Raw genomic sequence first — 16,244 nt, 5'->3', positions numbered from 1 at the left:
ACGGATGAGTATAAGCGACAATGTTTCGATGTTTTATAATGCCAAACCAATAATTTTTGAGAGGGCAAAATTTATGAGGGAGAATATGACGCCTTCGGAACTAAAGATTTGGGAAGAGTTAAAGGGAAGGAAAATGTTGGGATTTCGATTCAGACCGCAACATCCGGTTGATATTTTTATTGCGGACTTTTATTGCCATCCGCTGAGATTGGTGATCGAAGTCGACGGAGGCATCCATAAATCAAAACAACAGGCTGCATATGATCTTGGGAGGGAAGCAGAACTGAATGAATGGGGAATAAAGGTTGTTCGCTTCACGAATGAAGAAATTGAAAAAGATTTTGACCGGGTGAAAGACCAATTAGTTGAAACATGCAAGAGGCGCAGAGCGGAGCTTTTAAGTCCTCTTTCAGGGGATTTAGGGGTGAAACAGTAAGCTGGCAAAGCTGGAAGGCCGCCATGCGTAACCCGGTGGAGGCATTGCGGTATGAGTAAAATCCTGATTCAGACAATTAATTTAAACACATGATATGATCAAACTATCGCACATCGACAAATACTACGATTCCAGATTTCAACGAACCTTTGTATTAAAAGACATTAATCTCGCGGTAACTGAAGGTGAATTTGTCAGCGTGATGGGGCCCAGCGGTTCCGGAAAATCCACCTTGCTGAACATCATTGGTTTGCTCGATGAACCATCGGAAGGCGGGTATGAATTGTTCGGCAGCTCTGTGCTCGGCCTGAAAGAAAAGGCAAAGGTGGAATACCACCGCAACTTCATAGGCTTTATTTTCCAGGCCTACCACCTCATTGAGGAAATGACCGTGTATGAAAACATAGAAACCCCGCTGATATATAAGGGGGTGAAAAGCCGCGACCGTCAGGCGATGGTGGCCGACCTGCTCGACCGCTTCAACATGGTGGCCAAAAAAGATTTGTTCCCGGCGCAGCTTTCGGGCGGGCAGCAGCAACTGGTGGGCATCGCGCGCGCCATTGTCGGCAAACCCAAATTGCTGCTGGCCGACGAACCTACCGGAAACCTGCATTCAACGCAGGGCGAAATGATTATGGACGTGCTGAGAACATTAAACCGGGAAGGAATGACCATCATCCAGGTGACCCACAACGAGAAGTTTGCCGGTTACGGAAAACGCATCATCCGCCTCGAAGACGGGATGATGCGGGAAGATCATCCGAAAAGATATGAATCGGCCTGAACCTGGCAATGAAAATAAAAATAACTGAGATGAACCTGAACTTTCTGAAGATCTTTTTCCGTAACCTGCGAAAACACACTGTCATCTCCGTCATCAATGCCGTTGGATTAACCATCGGTATTCTGAGCTCGCTGTTCATTTTTGAATATGTTTTTTTTGAACGCAGTTTCGACCGTTATCACGAAAACGGCTCCCGCCTGTGCCGGCTTGTTTATGATCGTTACCAGCATGGGAAACTTCAGTGGAAAACGGCCAATTCATTTTTCCCTTCGGGAAAATGGTTGCAGGAAAACTACAGCGAGGTGCAGGATTGGGCTGTCATTACAAGAAAATACAATATTTCGGTAACCGCCGAAAATGTTGTGGGCGACAAGGTTTTTTTCAACGAAGAAAAGACATACAATTCAACCGGTTCAATCTTCAGCTTATTTACAATTCCCCTGATCAGGGGAACAAAATCGTGCCTCGATCAACCCAATACGGTGGCGATCTCGGAGCGGGCTGCCCAACGGTATTTTGCCGGCGACAATCCCCTGGGCAAAATACTAAAGGTAAACGGGACCGAGAATTATACGGTTACGGCGGTTTACAAAAATATTCCCGCTAATTCGCACCTTCAAACCGATTTTCTGTTTTCGCTCGAAACCTATTTGGCAAGCCGGCCGGGTCTGTACGCCAACTGGTCGTTCGATGGGTTCCATACCTACATTTTACTGGCGCCGGGGGTCAATCACGAAGAGTTTTGCAAGCGGGCTCTGCCCGACATGGTTGCCCAAAACTATCTTGCGGGCCTGGAGGCCAGCCAAACGCGCGATCAGTATTTTCTTCAGCCCATTCCCGATATCCATTTGTACTCGAACATCGAATACGAAACCGAACAGCCCGGCAATCCGAAAATTATGAATATACTTTTCGGGTTTGCCGTTTTTCTGCTCGTGGTTGCCTGGATCAATTACATCAACCTGGTGACCGCCCTGTCGTTGGAAAGGGCGCGCGAAATCGGTATCCGGAAAATAAACGGCGCCCGGAAAATCAGTCTGGTCAGTCAGTTTCTTTCAGAAGCCCTTCTTTTTAACCTGGCTTGCCTGGCGATCACCCTGTTGTTGTTTTTGCTGATCAATCCGTTCTTTAAGTCGGTAACCAATATCCGCGATTTCAATTTATGGGCTGAGCCCGGCTTTATCCGCACCGGTTTATTGGTATTTGCCGTCGGAATTGCAACATCAGGTTTATATCCGGCCCTGGCGCTTTCGTCGTACAAACCGGTTGCTGTTTTAAAGGGAAAATTTAAGAATACGGCACAAGGACTGACGTTCCGCAAAGGGTTAATTACCGTTCAGTTTATCATTTCAATCGCCTTGCTCACCGGTACCCTGGTGACCTTCCGGCAGGCTTCGTTTTTAATGAAAAAAGAAATGGGTGTCGATTATCATTCTGGCCTGGTGGTCCGGGCGCCGCGAACAGCCGACCAGGAAGATGTGCGGGCCGGCAAGCTGATGTTGTTTAAAAACCGGGCGCTCGAATTGCCCGAGGTGAGCGACTTTACCTTTTCTTCCGACATTCCCGGCCAGGAAATCAATAACTGGTTTTCGGGACGCCGTAAAGGGTACGACGGAACAGACACGAAGGCCTATTTCCTGATTGCTGCCGACGACCGGTTCGTCGACTTTTACAACATCAAACTACTTGCCGGGCGAAAGTTTCATGAAAATGAACAGGCGAGCCGGCAAACGATTCTGATGAACAAACTGGCGATGGAACGTTTGGGCTACAGCAAGCCCGAAGACGTGGTAAACCAGGTGGTGGTAAACGGGCCCGACCGCGAATGGCTGGTGATCGGGGTGGTCGATGATTTTCATTATAAGTCGGTAAAAACAGAGCCGGTGCCAACCGTTATCTCGCTGAGCGACCGGCAAAAAACCTTTATCACCCTTAAGCCCGGAAGTATGCCGGCCGGCGCTTTTGCTTCGCTGATACCCAAATTACGATCCCTGTACGAGACGGTGTACCCCGATCAGCCGTTTGAATATTTTTCGCTCGACGATAAGATGCGGCTCGACCTGAAGCCCGACAACACCTTTGCATCGGTATTTACCTTATTTTCGGCTCTGGCTATTTTCATCGCCGTCATCGGTATGATTGGTTTGATCTTAATCACCATCAACCAGAACCTGAAGGAACTCGGGATCAGGAAGGCGCTGGGCGCCGAAATGAACCAAGTGGCGGGGTTGTTGTCGAAACAACTGATGCTGCAATTTGCCGTAGCCGTTGTGGTGGCTGTTCCTCTTTCATTTTACGGGTATCAACATTGGTTTCTGGAAACCTACATTTATCGCATCGACCTGCATATCTGGTTTTTTGTGCTGCCAACGCTGCTTTTGTCGCTGATGATCTTTTCGGTAATCCTGATCCTGGCCCGGCGGGTTTTTCGGATGAACCTGCGGGACGTGCTTCAATACGAATAAGTCCGGTCAGCCGCACATAAAAAGAGAGATGCAGGCAGCTGCCCGCATCTCTCATCGAAAAAATCAGGTTTGTTTCTGCCCTATTTGTTAAATTTTGCCTTCTTCAGTTCGTCCTTGATGAGTTTACCGGGGGTAAAAATGACTTTGAGACCCTTAATTTTTGAGGTGTGAAAATCTTTTTCATCTTCAACACCTTCGCTGCTAAAGCTTACGCGTAAAGTTCCGAGTTCGCCCAGGCTGACAGATTTCCCGTCGAGTAAATCTTTGGGGATTCGTTCTACCAGGTTGGTAATCACGTTATTGATATCGCCCCGGCTCAGCGACGAGATATCGGCGATATCGCCACTTAATGAGCTAATGGTTTTAGTGCCGTTTTTTACAGGCGATGCGTAAATTTTTTTTGGTGCGGTGGGATCACTTGGATTGCCACGCTCAACTAATTTGTATTTCAGCATGTTTGGAGATTAATTAAAAATTGGTAATATGATAATTAAAGACAATTTATGACAATGATTTCAATAAGTCAAGTTTTGTTAATAAATAATTTAACATTGTATTTAGGCGTCAATTTATTTTCATCTTGATGCAGCAAAATTTTCTTCTATATGAAAATATTTTTTCTCCTATATGGAAATTTATTTTCTCTTAGGAGAAAATTTTGCGGGATACAGATGAAAAAAAGCAACGAGCCCGAAATACCAATATGCTTATGGGGCTCCCGCAGATGAAAGTGATATCGCCCGGTTAATCATTATAACGGTGAAAAAAATACCAGGAACTCACCCGCCGGATATCCTTTTAAACGATGCTTCCTGCCGGGAGATGAGATAGAACAATCTGTTCAACCTGCGAAAACCGTAATCGAAAGGAAAGGATGAGTCTGCCCGGGCAAGGACCGCAATTGCAGGAAGCATTATTATTTCCTACTTTTGCAGCGTTTCGGTGGCTATCTTTCCTGTTGAGCAGGAAAGCGCCTTAATAAGGGAATCCGGTGCAAATCCGGAGCAGTCCCCGCTGCTGTAAGCCTGTATGTTTCTTCGGAACTTACGCCACTGTCCGGCCACTGCCGGATGGGAAGGCCCGAAGGAGGGCGAGCCAGAAGACCTGCCGGCAAAATAAAATGTTTAACCTGATCTTCGGGGAAAAAAGATCGTTGGAAAGTAATCATTCTTCCCATTCGATTTCTCTGAGGCGAAATGCCCAATGTGGAATGAAAAAAAGATTTTACGCCGGAGCAGCCATACTGCTCATTGTTTTGTGCAGCCTGAGCGCTGGGGCACAGTATCCGAAGCGGATTATTTCGCTGGCCCCTTCGTTGACCAAAAACCTGTACCTGCTCGAAGCCGGTGATTTATTGGTGGGTTGCACCAACTACTGCACCCTTCAAAGTAAAACCGATGCCGAAGTGGTAGCCACGGCCGTGCAGGTCAATTACGAAAAGGCGGTGATGCTGAAGCCCGACCTGGTCGTCACCACCACGCTCACCAACCCCAAAACCATCGAAACCTTCCGTAAACTGGGTATCCGGGTGCTGGTGTTTGAAACCCCGAAATCGTTCGACGAAATTTGCAGCCAGTTTATTGAGCTGGGCGAAAAACTGGGCCGGAAACAACCGGCCGAACAACTGATTGCCGACGTTCGCGAACGCGTAACGAAGATCAGGCAACGGGTGCCGGCAAAACAAACCGGGCAGAAAATGTTTATGCAAATTGGAGCCAATCCCTTATTCGCAGTGGTTCCCAATACCTTTTGTAACGACTTTATACGCTTTTCGGGAGCCGAAAATATGGCTTCCGGCCTTACCGTGGGCAGCATCACCCGCGAAACGGTGCTGATGCGTAACCCTGATGTCATTATCGTGGTATTAATGGGCATCGTGGGAACCGAAGAGAAAGCAGGCTGGGAGCAGTTTAAAAGCCTGAGCGCTGTAAAAAAGCAACAGATTTTTATTGTTGACGCCGACCGCACGTGCAGCCCGACGCCGATCTCGTTTGCCGAAGCGCTCGAAGAAATCATTGGTCTGATTTATTCGGATAAACAATAAAGCGCCCCTGGCCAGGAAATGATATTGTGAAGGGGGCATTGAATTTTAACGATAGCAAATACAAACATCCAGCGTGAAGGATCAACCGAAATATTTTAAATGGTTACTTGTTGTGGCGGGCTTGTCGGCTTTGCTGTTGGTTGCAGTCCTTGTTTCGCTCAGCACAGGCGAGTTAAAAATTGGTTTGGGCGAATCCTTGAAACTTTTGTTTTCAGGCGGCGACGAAAGCTCGCTGGAGCATATGCTCATCAGCCAGGTGCGGATGCCCCGCATTGTGCTGGGTGTTTCGGTTGGCGGGGCGCTCAGCCTGGCCGGCGTAATGTTGCAGGGAATTTACCGCAACCCGCTGGTCGAGCCGTTTACCCTGGGCATATCGGGCGGGGCCTCGCTGGGTGTGGCTTTCACCATTGTGCTGGGCCTGCATTTGAAGTTCGGGAGTTATGCCCTCCCGCTTTCGGGCTTTTTAGGCGCTTTTTTCATCATCTTCCTGGTTTACACGCTGAGTTCGCGCAAAGGAAACGTCAATATTCAACACATGCTGCTCACGGGTGTTATGGTCAGTTTTGTGGCCTCGTCGGGTATGATGTTCCTGATGGCGGTGAGCAGCGCCGAAAACCTGCACGGTATCGTGTTTTGGATCATGGGTTCGCTCGATGAGCCTGATACCCGCCTGGTGTGGCTCACGCTGATCGTCACCCTCGTGGTGTTGTTCCTGTCGTACCTGTTTGTGCAGCCGCTCAACGCCCTGCGTTTGGGCGAAGAAAAAGCGCTTCACCTGGGCATTAATACGAATGTAGCCATCAAAATCCTTTTTTTACTGGCCTCGCTGCTGGCCGGTATTTCCGTTTCAGTAGCCGGGGTTATTGGCTTTGTCGGACTGATTATTCCTCACTTGTTGCGGCTGTTCCTGGGAACCGACTACCGCATCCTGCTGATCAGCTCTTTTTTACTGGGCGGTTCGTTCCTGGTGTTGTCCGACGTGGTGGCACGCACCATTATCTCGCCCAACGAACTGCCGATCGGGGTGATTACCGGCATCATCGGCGGTGTGGTTTTTATTTTGTTGATGAGTCAAAAGATGAAGAAAGGAATGTAATATGGCGAAGTCATTTTTTACGGTCGAAAATTACTCGTGCGGTTATCCTTCCTTTCAGTTATCGGGGATTGGCCTGACGTTGGAAAAGGGAACCTTTGCCGGTATTATCGGGCCCAACGGATCGGGCAAAACCACCTTGTTCAGGGGCATTACCGGTTCGCTGGCTTCGTTGTCGGGCGAAATTTCACTGCATGGGCAATGCCTGAAATCCCTGTCTTTACGCAAACGGGCGCAAAACATCGCCATTGTTTCTCAGTTTGCCGATGCCGACCAGATTACCGTGGAGGATTACGTGCTGATGGGACGTATTCCGTACTATTCCCGCTTTCAGTTCTTCGAAACAAAAAAAGACCGCGAAATTGCCGACAGGTACATGCAGCTGACAGACGTTTTTCACCATAAAGATAAACTGATGACCGAACTGAGTGGGGGAGAACAGCAGCGGGCAGCCATTGCCCGCGCCCTGACCCAGCAACCGGAACTGCTGTTGCTGGACGAACCCACCTCGCACCTCGATATTACGCACCAGGTGCGGATCCTGAACCTTCTCCGGCAATTAAACGATGAATTGGGCCTGACGGTATTGATGGTGATCCACGACCTCAACCTGGCTTCGGAGTATTGCGACCACCTCTTGTTGTTTAACGGCGGAAAGATAGTCACCCAAGGCAAGCCCGATGAGGTACTGACCTTCGAAACCATCGAAGAAGTATACCAAACCCCGGTCATTGTCCGCACAAACCCTTATTCGGGAAAGCCGGTTGTTTTCCTGGTGAGCGAAAAGATGATGAAGGCCCGGTAAAAAAGAAACCGGAAAGCTGCCTCTGCACGCTTTCCGGTAATTCATGAAAAAAAACTCGTTCCTTGTATGCAAAAACTTAGACTGCTAAAAAACCGTTTCGTTTAATGCAGGCGAACACGGCTCGTGTTCAAAAACAAAAAATGAGGACTTTTTCGACCTTTTACACAGCTTCTTTTCAGGAATAAATCTCACGACAGGCCCTGATTTTGTTTAATTCTGTTTAACTTTAGAAGAATTAATACGTAATCATATGGAAATATTTGAGAATTTATCGGCTTTGTCGGCAGAGTTGGTGCTTGCTTACGGAGTAAAACTGCTGATTGCTATAATTGTACTTTTCATTGGTTTATGGGTCATTAAGCTGATATCCAGGGGGCTTCTGAGAGTCATGGAGAAAAGACAGGTGGACGCCTCCTTGAGAGGATTTTTAAATAGCCTGACGGGTATCTTGCTTAAGGTGATGCTGTTTATCACTGTTATCGGGATGATCGGAGTGCAAATGACCTCGTTTATCGCGATTCTTGGGGCAGCCGGTTTAGCAGTTGGTATGGCGCTCTCCGGGACTTTTCAAAACTTTGCCGGCGGAATCATGATCCTGATTTTTAAACCGTTTAAGGTTGGCGACTTTATTGAGGCACAGGGTTATGCCGGGGTTGTATCGGAAATACAGATCTTTATTACCGTCCTGAAAACGCCCGATAACAAAACCATTATTATTCCTAACGGAGGATTATCAACCGGCTCGTTAATCAATTATTCATCCGAAGAAAACCGGCGGGTCGATTTCTCCTTTAGTATATCGTACGGCGATGATTTTGACCGGGCCAGGGCGCTTTTGCTGAAGCTGATCGGCGACGACGAACGGATCCATGCCGAACCTGAACCGTTCATTGTTTTGGGAGCGCTGGCCGACAGTTCGGTTAACCTGACGGTGCGGGTGTGGGTAAAATCAACCGACTACTGGGCGGTGTTTTTCAGTATGAATGAAAAAGTCTACAAAGAGTTTGACAAGGGCGGACTGCATATCCCGTTTCCGCAATTGGATGTTCATCTTAAAAATAAAACGGTATGAAAAAATATGGGTTGATTTTGTTTATGTTGCCCTTGGCCGTATGGGCACATGAGGCTTCCGACTCAATTAAGAACTGGAAAACAGGGGGACAGATTTCCTTTAGTTTTTCGCAGGTTTCGTTGTCAAACTGGGTAGCCGGGGGGAAAAGCTCCGCCTCCGGGACGGCGCTGTTCAGTACCTTTGCCAATTACCAAAAAGAACGAAGCAGTTGGGAGAATTCCCTTAACCTGGGTTACGGGATTCTGAAAGAAGGCGACAGCCGGTATATCAAATCGGATGATAAGATTGACCTGAGTTCGAAATACGGCTTGAAATCGAACGGGAAAATCTACTATTCCGTTCTGTTTAATTTCAGGTCGCAGTTTACCAACGGGTATAATTATCCGAACCGGGAAAACCCGAAAACTCGACCTGTTTTCGAACTATTTGAATCAGCCCGGTAATATCGATATCTTCTGGGATTTGATGATTAATATGAAGATTAACAGCTTTTTATCGGCAAACCTGATTACCAACCTGATTTACGACAATGATATCAAAATCCCGATCGATAAGGACCATGACGGGCTCACGGATGAGATAGGACCCCGGATTCAATTCAAGGAATTATTCGGAATCGGCCTGAACGTAAAGTTCTAAACTTAAAAAATGTGAAAATGGTTAAAAAGCATTCGTTCATGAACAGAAAACATAGGTTTCGTCAAAGATTTAGTATCGTTCGTTCAAAGCCGGGCGAAAAGTTTGACAGGATCCTTTTGAATGCCTTACCTTTGAGTTGGTTGAAACACCATGATTAATTAAAATCAGTTTTTTTCTTTCATTCCACCTTTACACTAGCGTTTCAAGCCGGCAGGCCCTCTGCCGGCTTACTTATTTTATGATGATGGTCTGTTCGTCGAACCGGATCCGGTCGCCTTTCCTCACCTTTGCCCGTTTCCGGTATTCAACTTCCCCGTTCAGTTCAACCAGGCCGTCTTCAACCACCAGTTTGGCCATTCCTCCCGATTCGACCAGCCGGAGCAATTTCAGCAGTTTGATCAGTTCAATGTATTCGGTTTGCAATTCAAATTCAATCATACGCAGGATTATAGTTTGGCCAATTGATCTTTTTGTACTTTGGTCAGTTTCTCAACCACCAGCTGGTACGAATGGTCAATCCATGCTTCAACCAGCTGGTCTTTCACCGATCCGTCCACGCGTACCGTGTTCCAGTGTTTTTTATTCATGTGATAGCCGGCCTGAACGCAGGCATATGTTTCGCGCAGTTCAAGGGCTTTTTCAGGATCACATTTCAAATTAACGGTCAAGTCGCCTTCCAGGTCGGTCAGGGCGAACATTTTACCCACCACTTTGAAAACCAGCGTTGTTTCATCAAAGGGAAACTCTTCGGTCACTCCTTTCTTCGAAATGCAGTAAGCGCGTAATTTCTCAATATCCATATTAAAAATGATTAGATCAAAAATAGAGATAAATCCGGATATCAGGCCGTGGGGTAAAAGGCATCTTTAAAATGCTCCAGCTCAAAAGTTTGATTGTAGAAAATGATGGAGATCACATCAAACCGGGTGTCAAGTCTGCTGTTTTTTTTAAAGATGTAGGCTTCGGCGGCTTCTACCAGGTAACGTATCTTTTTGTTGCTTACCGCCTCCGACGGATGTTCGAAGCTGGCGCCGGTTCTTGATTTAACTTCAATGATCACCAGTTCATCGCCGTCGCGGGCAATAATATCGATCTCGTAATGGTGAAAATGCCAGTTGGTTTCCAGAATAACATAACCCAGTGAGCGCAAATGTTCGCGGGCAATTTCTTCTCCCCGGTCACCGATTTCTTTTTGGAGGTTCATTTGTTCCTTAAAAATTAAAATCAAATTAACTGATTAACCATCAGGATCAAATTTCGTAAATTTAATGAAAAACAATAAACGATTTTAATTGTCTTTTTATCCAAACATTTGTTCTTTACGAAAATAACCTTGAACCATGTTTAAATATTTGATTATTCTCGTGCTGTTTGCTCCCCTCTTCAACTATGCTCAGGAAAGGCTTTTACTGCTTGAACAAGCTGTTGACTCAGCCTTAATAAACAATCCCGGTCTGAACCAGGCACGTGCCGCGCTTGTACAAAAGGAAAATGAATGGCGGACCCTAACCGGCATCGGAACTCCCGAAATCAGTTATTTTGAGGAAGGCATTGACAACAAGGCTGCCCGACCTTTTGAGGAAAGACGCTGGACCATCTCCCAAACGGTCGACTTTCCGTTAACGACCATTTACCGGCTCAAAGCAGTGCGTGAGGAAGCCGGGGCATTGGAGTACCGGATCCGGGCGATGGAAAATGGAATCAAGTCTGAAGTCAAATCGCGTTATATCGATATTCTTTATGCTCTTTATCTGCAAGATTTGGGAGAACAGCAAAAGAAGCTGTCCTCTGAACTGTACAATGCGGTTTATGCACGCTTTGAAACGGGGGTCGGAAACGGGATGGATTTAATGAATGCCGAGCTACAGGTGGCCGAAGCCGAAAATACATTGAGCGAGGCCGAACGCTTGTTACACCTGGCCCGTTACAGCTTGTTTTACCTGATGGGAATGGAGGTACCCGACATCAATTACAGCATTCAGTTTGCCGATAGCCTGAGCAGTACAGACGTGGAAATTGACCAGATCCTGGCTTTGTCTGTGTTACACGAACAACCAGCGTACATTGCTGCCTTGCACGAGTATCAATCTTCGCAATACAAATTAAAAGAAGCGAAAAGTAATTTTCTGCCTGACATTCGTTTCAACCTTTACCGGCAAAACTACGGCGACGGGTTCAACTACAACGGATTTGAAGTTGGACTCAGCATCCCTGTCTGGATCCCTTTTGAGCAAAAAGGAAAGATCAGGATGGCAGAAGCACATCAAACAGAAATTGAGTGGAAGCAAAAGTCGATTGAACTGGAAATGAAGCAACAAATTGAGCATGCCTGGCATGGCTACATCACCAGCAAGCAAATTATCGACCGGTACCGGCAAACCATGAGCGGAAAGTCGCAGAAGTTGCAGCAGCTGAGCCTCGAAGCTTACCGGCTTGGCGAAACCGACCTGCTCAATTTGCTCAATGCGCAACAAACTTTTCTGGCAAATCAAAAACGTTACCTCGATTCGCTGCGGGATTACTACCTCGAACTCATACAACTGGAGAAATTTCTGAACCTAAATTTAGTGTACTAATATGGAAAATATGATGTTGATATCGAAAAGATACCTTATGGCACTCCTGATCCTGGGTTTACCGGTGTTCTGGGTTTCCTGTTCGGGAGGAGGCGGAAAAGAACCTGCCGCCACCGAAATACAGAAAACACCGCCATCCGTTTCCGGACAGGCCGCGGGCAAACTGTTTGTACGTCTTACCGATAAAGAGAAAGGAGAGCTGAACATTGAAACAGAGCGGGTAACCCGCAGCATTCAATCCTATAGATTGCTTGTTCCCGGTGTCGTTTTCCCTGCAACAAACCACGTCAGCATCATCAGTACGCCGATCGACGGACGGATCAGCGCAATCATGGTGAACGAGGGGCAACCGGTTCGGAAAGGGCAGGAAATGTTCAGGATCGAAAGCCTTGTGTTTGGAAACCTGGTTGCAGAATATTTGCAGGCCATTGCCGAAGAGAAGTTTCAGACCAGTAGGCTGGAACGGCTGAAACAGCTGGTTGAACAAACAATCAGTTCACGGTCGGAATTAGATCGGGCTGTTTCTGATTATCAACGGGCCACCGCTGCTTCCATTTCTGCTTTTGCCAAGTTAAAAGCCATCGGTGTACCCGACCACGAAATTGAAGCGTTTAAGAATACCGGACAAATTGATCCCAGCCTGAAAATCCATGCCCCGATCAGCGGTAGTTTTGACCAACGGATGGTCGACCTGGGGCAATCGGTGAATGCCCTCGAAAAATTGGGACGGATCATCGATCTGAAACGGGTGCAGGTAAAAGGTTATCTGAATCCGGCGGATGCCCGTTTTGTCAATCCGGGCGACAGCGTTACCCTTACCCGACGCGAAGAAAGCAGCCTGATATTAAAAAACATGGTGGCTTCGGTTAATCCGGGGTTAGATGAAGATAACCGCTCTGTGGTTGTGAATATTGAACTTAACCCCCAGAATAACTGGCCCCGCCCGGGAGAGAACGTCCGTCTCGAAATTGCTACCAGTTCGTTGGGCGAAGTGTTTGCTGTTCCGCTTGAAGCCGTCACTTACGACGGAAATCAGGCGATCGTGTTTGTGAAGATCGATGATAATACCTTTGAGAAACGCACGATCGAAGTGGCCGAAATACGCGATCGGTTTGCTATTGCCAAAAGCGGGATCAATGAAAATGAAGAATTGGCCGTTTCGCAGGTATTTAGTCTAAAAGCGCTTTCACGTTTTGAATTGATTTCAGGAGAATAACCTAAAATTCAGTGCGATGCTAAAACGAATCATTGAATTTTCAGTCAGGCAGAAATTTGTCGCCCTCTCCCTGGTTGTCTTAATGGCTGCAGCAGGGGTGTATTCGTTGATGCAGATTCCAATCAATTCGCTTCCCGATGTCACTCCCGTGCAGGTCCTTGTCATTACCAAGGCAGGTCGCTACTCTCCGTACGATGTTGAAAAACTGGTCAGCTACCCGGTTGAGACGGCGATGAATGGCCTTCCGGCAGTGAAAGAAGTCCGTTCGATCTCTCAATTTGGTCTGTCAGCTGTTACGGTTGAGTTTGAAGAAAATACCGACATTTATTTTGCCCGGCAAATGGTTAGTCAGCGGTTACAGTCGATTGTTGACGAGCTGCCTCCCGATGTGTCGGCGCCGCAGTTAGGTCCCATTTCTACGGCTCTGGGCGAAATCTATCAGTATGAAGTGAAAGGTGAAAACTATTCGCTCACCGAATTGCGGGAAATTCAGGATTGGCTGATTGCTCCCCAGCTTAAAGTGGTAAAAGGGGTCACCGAAATCAACTCCTTTGGCGGCTTTGTTAAGGAATACAATGTCATCATTCAGCCCGGTAAGATGCGGATCTACGGTGTGAATATTCAGGATATTATTGATGCCATTGCCAGGAATAATTCGGTGTCGGGTGGTAATTTTCTTGAGCATAACCGAGAGCAATACATCGTTCGTGGTTTTGGACAGATTAATAAAAAAGAAGATATTCTAAACATTGTGGTTACCAAGTTAGGCAACACGCCGGTATTTATAAAAGATGTCGCCGAAGTGGAGTTGGGGACCCAAATCAGGCAGGGAGGTGTTACACGCGACGGAAAAGGCGAGGTGGTAACCGGCATCGTCATGATGCTTCGGGGAGGTAACGGGCGTGATGTTATTTTGGGGGTCGAAGAGAAAATTGAGGTGATCAATAAAAACCTGCCCGAAGGCGTGGTCATTGAAAAATTTTACGATCAGTCGGATTTGATAAAACGCACCACGGGCACCATTACCACCAACCTGATCGAAGGCGGATTTTTAGTGATTGTAGTATTATTGCTACTGCTTGGCGAATTCTCCGGAGCTCTCATCGTGGCGATGGTAATTCCTTTTTCCATGTTGTTTGCTTTTATCGGCATGAGGGAGTTCGGTCTGGCTGCCAACCTGATGAGCCTGGGGGCTATTGACTTTGGGATGGTGGTGGATGGTTCGGTGGTGATGGTCGAGAACATCATTCACCGGCTGCACGATAGCAATAAAAAGGAGAAAGCGGACGAAATAATCATAAAGGCTGCCAGGCAAGTGGTCCGACCGATCTTTTTCGGAGTGCTCATCATCCTGATGGTATACGTCCCGATCATGACTTTTAACGGGATGGAAGGAATTTTGTACCGCCCAATGGCCATTACAGTGGCTGCTGCTGTGTTGGGTTCCTTATTGCTCGCCCTTGTTTTTGTGCCGTCAATCTCTGTGGTTGTGTTCAAAAACGGAGTAAAACCGCGTAAAAACCGGCTTATTAGTTGGTTGCAGCCTATTTACCGGCGTTTTCTGGAGCGCAATATTCAGAAACGGATGCTGGTTCTTGGTGTTGCGACGATGGTTTTTGCACTTTCAATGGTGGTTATGTTCCGGTTGGGGAGCGAGTTTTTACCCGAACTGGATGAGGGTTCCATTTTAGTGGAGCAGGTCCGCATGCCTTCGGTCACCTTGGAAGAATCCATTGAAAATGCCAACTGGCTGGCTGATCAGCTCATGAAAAATATTCCTGAGATTGAAACGGTTGTCCCCAAAACCGGTCGTTCCGATTTGGCAAACGACTGGATGGGTGTTCATCAAACCGATGTTTGGGTTGTCCTCAAAAATCCGAAAGAATGGCGTAAGGGTCTAAAGAAGGAAGATATTGTTACCCTGATTGAACCGTACCTGAAAACCGAACCCGGGCTGGCATACAATTTTACCCAGCCGATAGCCATGCGTGTGGATGAACTGACCAGCGGGGTGAAATCTGACCTGGCTGTAAAAATTTACGGTGAAGAGTTGGAAGAACTGAACCGAGTTGGCGAAACGGTATCCAAAATAGCGGCCAACCTGAAAGGAACAGACAATTATTTTGTGGAACAGCCGATCGGGCAACCCTACCTGACAATTGACATTGACAGGGAAGCCGTTGCATCGTTTGGCCTGAATGTGGATGAAGTGCAGCAGGTGATTGAGGCAGGCATTGGGGGACAGGTTGCCGGGCAACTGTATGAAGGGCAGCGCCGTTTCGATATTTTAGTGAGGTATCCGAAAGATATTCGCGAACAATTACAACAGATTCAGGAAATTCCGGTACACCTGGCCAACGGGCAGTTTATCCCGCTGAAGCGGTTGAGCCGGATTTCAGCGCAGGAAGGTCCCCGCGAAATTCAGCGCGAAAATGGCTGGCGGCGACTGATCGTCGGTATAAATATCAAAGACATTGACATGGGTACTTATGTGACAAATCTGCAAAGAACCATCGACGAACAGGCCAATATGCCACCCGGTTATTTCCTGGAATACGGCGGTACGTTTGAAAACCAACGCCGTGCGATGAATCATTTGCTGTTGGTAGTTCCCTTGTCATTGTTCATTATCATTGGTTTATTGTACCTCAATTTCGGACAGATGCGTTTTGCCATGATCATTCTGCTGAACCTGCCCTTTGCTTTATCGGGCGGCGTTTTTCTGTTGTGGATGCGGAATATGTACCTTTCCGTGTCTGCAAGTATTGGTTTTGTGGCCCTGTTCGGGGTGGCTGTACTAAACGGGATTGTCCTGTTGGACCACATCAATGAACTACGAAAAGAAAGCGATAAACCCTTGAAGAAACTGGTCATCGATGGCGCAATCGACCGGCTCCGGCCCGTGCTGATGACGGCGCTGGTGGCCAGCCTGGGTTTTATTCCCATGGCGTTCAATTCGGGACCCGGCTCCGAAGTACAGCGGCCGTTGGCTACAGTGGTCATTGGCGGACTGATTACCTCCACCTTACTCACCTTGCTGGTGCTGCCAACCGTCTACCTGTGGGTGGAAAACCGGAAACGGAGGAAAAGAAAAGTTGTCGGGATATAAGGTGA

The 16,244-nt window shown here is 47.3% G+C and carries 16 protein-coding genes and 1 riboswitch; of the genes, 12 read left to right on the top strand and 4 right to left on the bottom strand.

What is annotated here, in order from left to right:
• The first annotated feature begins 4 nt into the window (after positions 1-4).
• The 3 genes from ACOIT5_RS06510 to ACOIT5_RS06500 all read left to right on the top strand — a co-directional run bounded on the left by ACOIT5_RS06510 (position 5) and on the right by ACOIT5_RS06500 (position 3,685).
• The gene (locus tag ACOIT5_RS06510) at positions 5-436 is read left to right on the top strand and encodes an endonuclease domain-containing protein (RefSeq protein WP_423129665.1); all 432 of its coding nucleotides are present in this window, start codon (positions 5-7) and stop codon (positions 434-436) included.
• Between the two features lie 94 nt (positions 437-530).
• Positions 531-1,220 carry an ABC transporter ATP-binding protein gene (locus ACOIT5_RS06505; RefSeq protein WP_423129664.1) on the top strand — a complete coding sequence of 230 codons (690 nt, stop codon included), beginning with the start codon at positions 531-533 and terminating at the stop codon, positions 1,218-1,220.
• Positions 1,221-1,249: 29 nt separating this feature from the next.
• Complete coding sequence (locus ACOIT5_RS06500; protein WP_423129663.1) at positions 1,250-3,685, top strand: ABC transporter permease; 2,436 nt, start codon at positions 1,250-1,252, stop codon at positions 3,683-3,685.
• Positions 3,686-3,765: 80 nt separating this feature from the next.
• Here the strand turns inward: ACOIT5_RS06500 and ACOIT5_RS06495 are convergent, their stop codons facing one another.
• Positions 3,766-4,140, bottom strand: a complete 375-nt coding sequence (locus ACOIT5_RS06495) for an HU family DNA-binding protein (RefSeq protein ID WP_423129662.1) — start codon at positions 4,138-4,140, stop codon at positions 3,766-3,768.
• 468 nt (positions 4,141-4,608) lie between these two features.
• A riboswitch (cobalamin riboswitch) is annotated at positions 4,609-4,811 on the top strand.
• A gap of 84 nt (positions 4,812-4,895) precedes the next feature.
• Between ACOIT5_RS06495 and ACOIT5_RS06490 the strand changes: the two genes are divergently transcribed.
• The 6 genes from ACOIT5_RS06490 to ACOIT5_RS06465 all read left to right on the top strand — a co-directional run bounded on the left by ACOIT5_RS06490 (position 4,896) and on the right by ACOIT5_RS06465 (position 9,338).
• Complete coding sequence (locus tag ACOIT5_RS06490; protein ID WP_423129661.1) at positions 4,896-5,729, top strand: ABC transporter substrate-binding protein; 834 nt, start codon at positions 4,896-4,898, stop codon at positions 5,727-5,729.
• Positions 5,730-5,802: 73 nt separating this feature from the next.
• Positions 5,803-6,825, top strand: coding sequence for a FecCD family ABC transporter permease (locus ACOIT5_RS06485; RefSeq protein WP_423129660.1), 1,023 nt, complete (start codon positions 5,803-5,805; stop codon positions 6,823-6,825).
• A gap of 1 nt (position 6,826) precedes the next feature.
• Positions 6,827-7,627: an ABC transporter ATP-binding protein gene (locus tag ACOIT5_RS06480; protein WP_423129659.1), complete on the top strand. Its 801-nt coding sequence runs from the start codon at positions 6,827-6,829 to the stop codon at positions 7,625-7,627.
• A gap of 250 nt (positions 7,628-7,877) precedes the next feature.
• The gene (locus ACOIT5_RS06475; RefSeq protein ID WP_423129658.1) at positions 7,878-8,699 is read left to right on the top strand and encodes a mechanosensitive ion channel family protein; all 822 of its coding nucleotides are present in this window, start codon (positions 7,878-7,880) and stop codon (positions 8,697-8,699) included.
• Positions 8,696-9,142 carry a DUF3078 domain-containing protein gene (locus ACOIT5_RS06470; RefSeq protein ID WP_423129657.1) on the top strand — a complete coding sequence of 149 codons (447 nt, stop codon included), beginning with the start codon at positions 8,696-8,698 and terminating at the stop codon, positions 9,140-9,142. Before ACOIT5_RS06475 ends, ACOIT5_RS06470 begins: the two co-directional genes overlap by 4 nt.
• A gap of 31 nt (positions 9,143-9,173) precedes the next feature.
• Positions 9,174-9,338, top strand: a complete 165-nt coding sequence (locus ACOIT5_RS06465) for a hypothetical protein (RefSeq protein WP_423129656.1) — start codon at positions 9,174-9,176, stop codon at positions 9,336-9,338.
• Between the two features lie 231 nt (positions 9,339-9,569).
• Here the strand turns inward: ACOIT5_RS06465 and ACOIT5_RS06460 are convergent, their stop codons facing one another.
• Genes ACOIT5_RS06460 through ACOIT5_RS06450 form a run of 3 tightly spaced genes read right to left on the bottom strand, consistent with a single transcriptional unit; the run spans position 9,570 to position 10,542 of the window.
• Entirely contained in the window at positions 9,570-9,776 is a 207-nt protein-coding gene (locus ACOIT5_RS06460; protein ID WP_423129655.1) for an RNA-binding S4 domain-containing protein, read from the bottom strand.
• Positions 9,777-9,784: 8 nt separating this feature from the next.
• Complete coding sequence (locus tag ACOIT5_RS06455; protein ID WP_423129654.1) at positions 9,785-10,138, bottom strand: MmcQ/YjbR family DNA-binding protein; 354 nt, start codon at positions 10,136-10,138, stop codon at positions 9,785-9,787.
• A 41-nt stretch (positions 10,139-10,179) separates the two neighbouring features.
• Entirely contained in the window at positions 10,180-10,542 is a 363-nt protein-coding gene (locus tag ACOIT5_RS06450) for a YraN family protein (protein WP_423129653.1), read from the bottom strand.
• 136 nt (positions 10,543-10,678) lie between these two features.
• Between ACOIT5_RS06450 and ACOIT5_RS06445 the strand changes: the two genes are divergently transcribed.
• Genes ACOIT5_RS06445 through ACOIT5_RS06435 form a run of 3 tightly spaced genes read left to right on the top strand, consistent with a single transcriptional unit; the run spans position 10,679 to position 16,239 of the window.
• Positions 10,679-11,914: a TolC family protein gene (locus ACOIT5_RS06445; protein ID WP_423129652.1), complete on the top strand. Its 1,236-nt coding sequence runs from the start codon at positions 10,679-10,681 to the stop codon at positions 11,912-11,914.
• Positions 11,915-11,951: 37 nt separating this feature from the next.
• Complete coding sequence (locus tag ACOIT5_RS06440; protein ID WP_423129651.1) at positions 11,952-13,130, top strand: efflux RND transporter periplasmic adaptor subunit; 1,179 nt, start codon at positions 11,952-11,954, stop codon at positions 13,128-13,130.
• Positions 13,131-13,146: 16 nt separating this feature from the next.
• Complete coding sequence (locus tag ACOIT5_RS06435) at positions 13,147-16,239, top strand: efflux RND transporter permease subunit (RefSeq protein WP_423129650.1); 3,093 nt, start codon at positions 13,147-13,149, stop codon at positions 16,237-16,239.
• Positions 16,240-16,244 lie beyond the last annotated feature (5 nt).

This window comes from Gaoshiqia hydrogeniformans, from assembly GCF_049347105.1.
Classification (GTDB): Bacteria; Bacteroidota; Bacteroidia; order Bacteroidales; family Prolixibacteraceae; genus Gaoshiqia; species Gaoshiqia hydrogeniformans.
Note: the sequence above shows the minus strand (reverse complement) of the source record. Positions and strands in the feature narration are given on the sequence as shown.

What these genes read in the sequence shown, in the direction of transcription:
- ACOIT5_RS06510 (WP_423129665.1), top strand. Translation starts at nt 5, where the DNA reads ATGAGTATAAGCGACAATGTTTCGATGTTTTATAATGCCAAACCAATA.
- ACOIT5_RS06505 (WP_423129664.1), top strand. Translation starts at nt 531, where the DNA reads ATGATCAAACTATCGCACATCGACAAATACTACGATTCCAGATTTCAA.
- ACOIT5_RS06500 (WP_423129663.1), top strand. Translation starts at nt 1,250, where the DNA reads ATGAACCTGAACTTTCTGAAGATCTTTTTCCGTAACCTGCGAAAACAC.
- ACOIT5_RS06495 (WP_423129662.1), bottom strand. Translation starts at nt 4,140, where the DNA reads ATGCTGAAATACAAATTAGTTGAGCGTGGCAATCCAAGTGATCCCACC.
- ACOIT5_RS06490 (WP_423129661.1), top strand. Translation starts at nt 4,896, where the DNA reads ATGAAAAAAAGATTTTACGCCGGAGCAGCCATACTGCTCATTGTTTTG.
- ACOIT5_RS06480 (WP_423129659.1), top strand. Translation starts at nt 6,827, where the DNA reads ATGGCGAAGTCATTTTTTACGGTCGAAAATTACTCGTGCGGTTATCCT.
- ACOIT5_RS06475 (WP_423129658.1), top strand. Translation starts at nt 7,878, where the DNA reads ATGGAAATATTTGAGAATTTATCGGCTTTGTCGGCAGAGTTGGTGCTT.
- ACOIT5_RS06470 (WP_423129657.1), top strand. Translation starts at nt 8,696, where the DNA reads ATGAAAAAATATGGGTTGATTTTGTTTATGTTGCCCTTGGCCGTATGG.
- ACOIT5_RS06465 (WP_423129656.1), top strand. Translation starts at nt 9,174, where the DNA reads ATGAAGATTAACAGCTTTTTATCGGCAAACCTGATTACCAACCTGATT.
- ACOIT5_RS06460 (WP_423129655.1), bottom strand. Translation starts at nt 9,776, where the DNA reads ATGATTGAATTTGAATTGCAAACCGAATACATTGAACTGATCAAACTG.
- ACOIT5_RS06455 (WP_423129654.1), bottom strand. Translation starts at nt 10,138, where the DNA reads ATGGATATTGAGAAATTACGCGCTTACTGCATTTCGAAGAAAGGAGTG.
- ACOIT5_RS06450 (WP_423129653.1), bottom strand. Translation starts at nt 10,542, where the DNA reads ATGAACCTCCAAAAAGAAATCGGTGACCGGGGAGAAGAAATTGCCCGC.
- ACOIT5_RS06445 (WP_423129652.1), top strand. Translation starts at nt 10,679, where the DNA reads ATGTTTAAATATTTGATTATTCTCGTGCTGTTTGCTCCCCTCTTCAAC.
- ACOIT5_RS06440 (WP_423129651.1), top strand. Translation starts at nt 11,952, where the DNA reads ATGGCACTCCTGATCCTGGGTTTACCGGTGTTCTGGGTTTCCTGTTCG.
- ACOIT5_RS06435 (WP_423129650.1), top strand. Translation starts at nt 13,147, where the DNA reads ATGCTAAAACGAATCATTGAATTTTCAGTCAGGCAGAAATTTGTCGCC.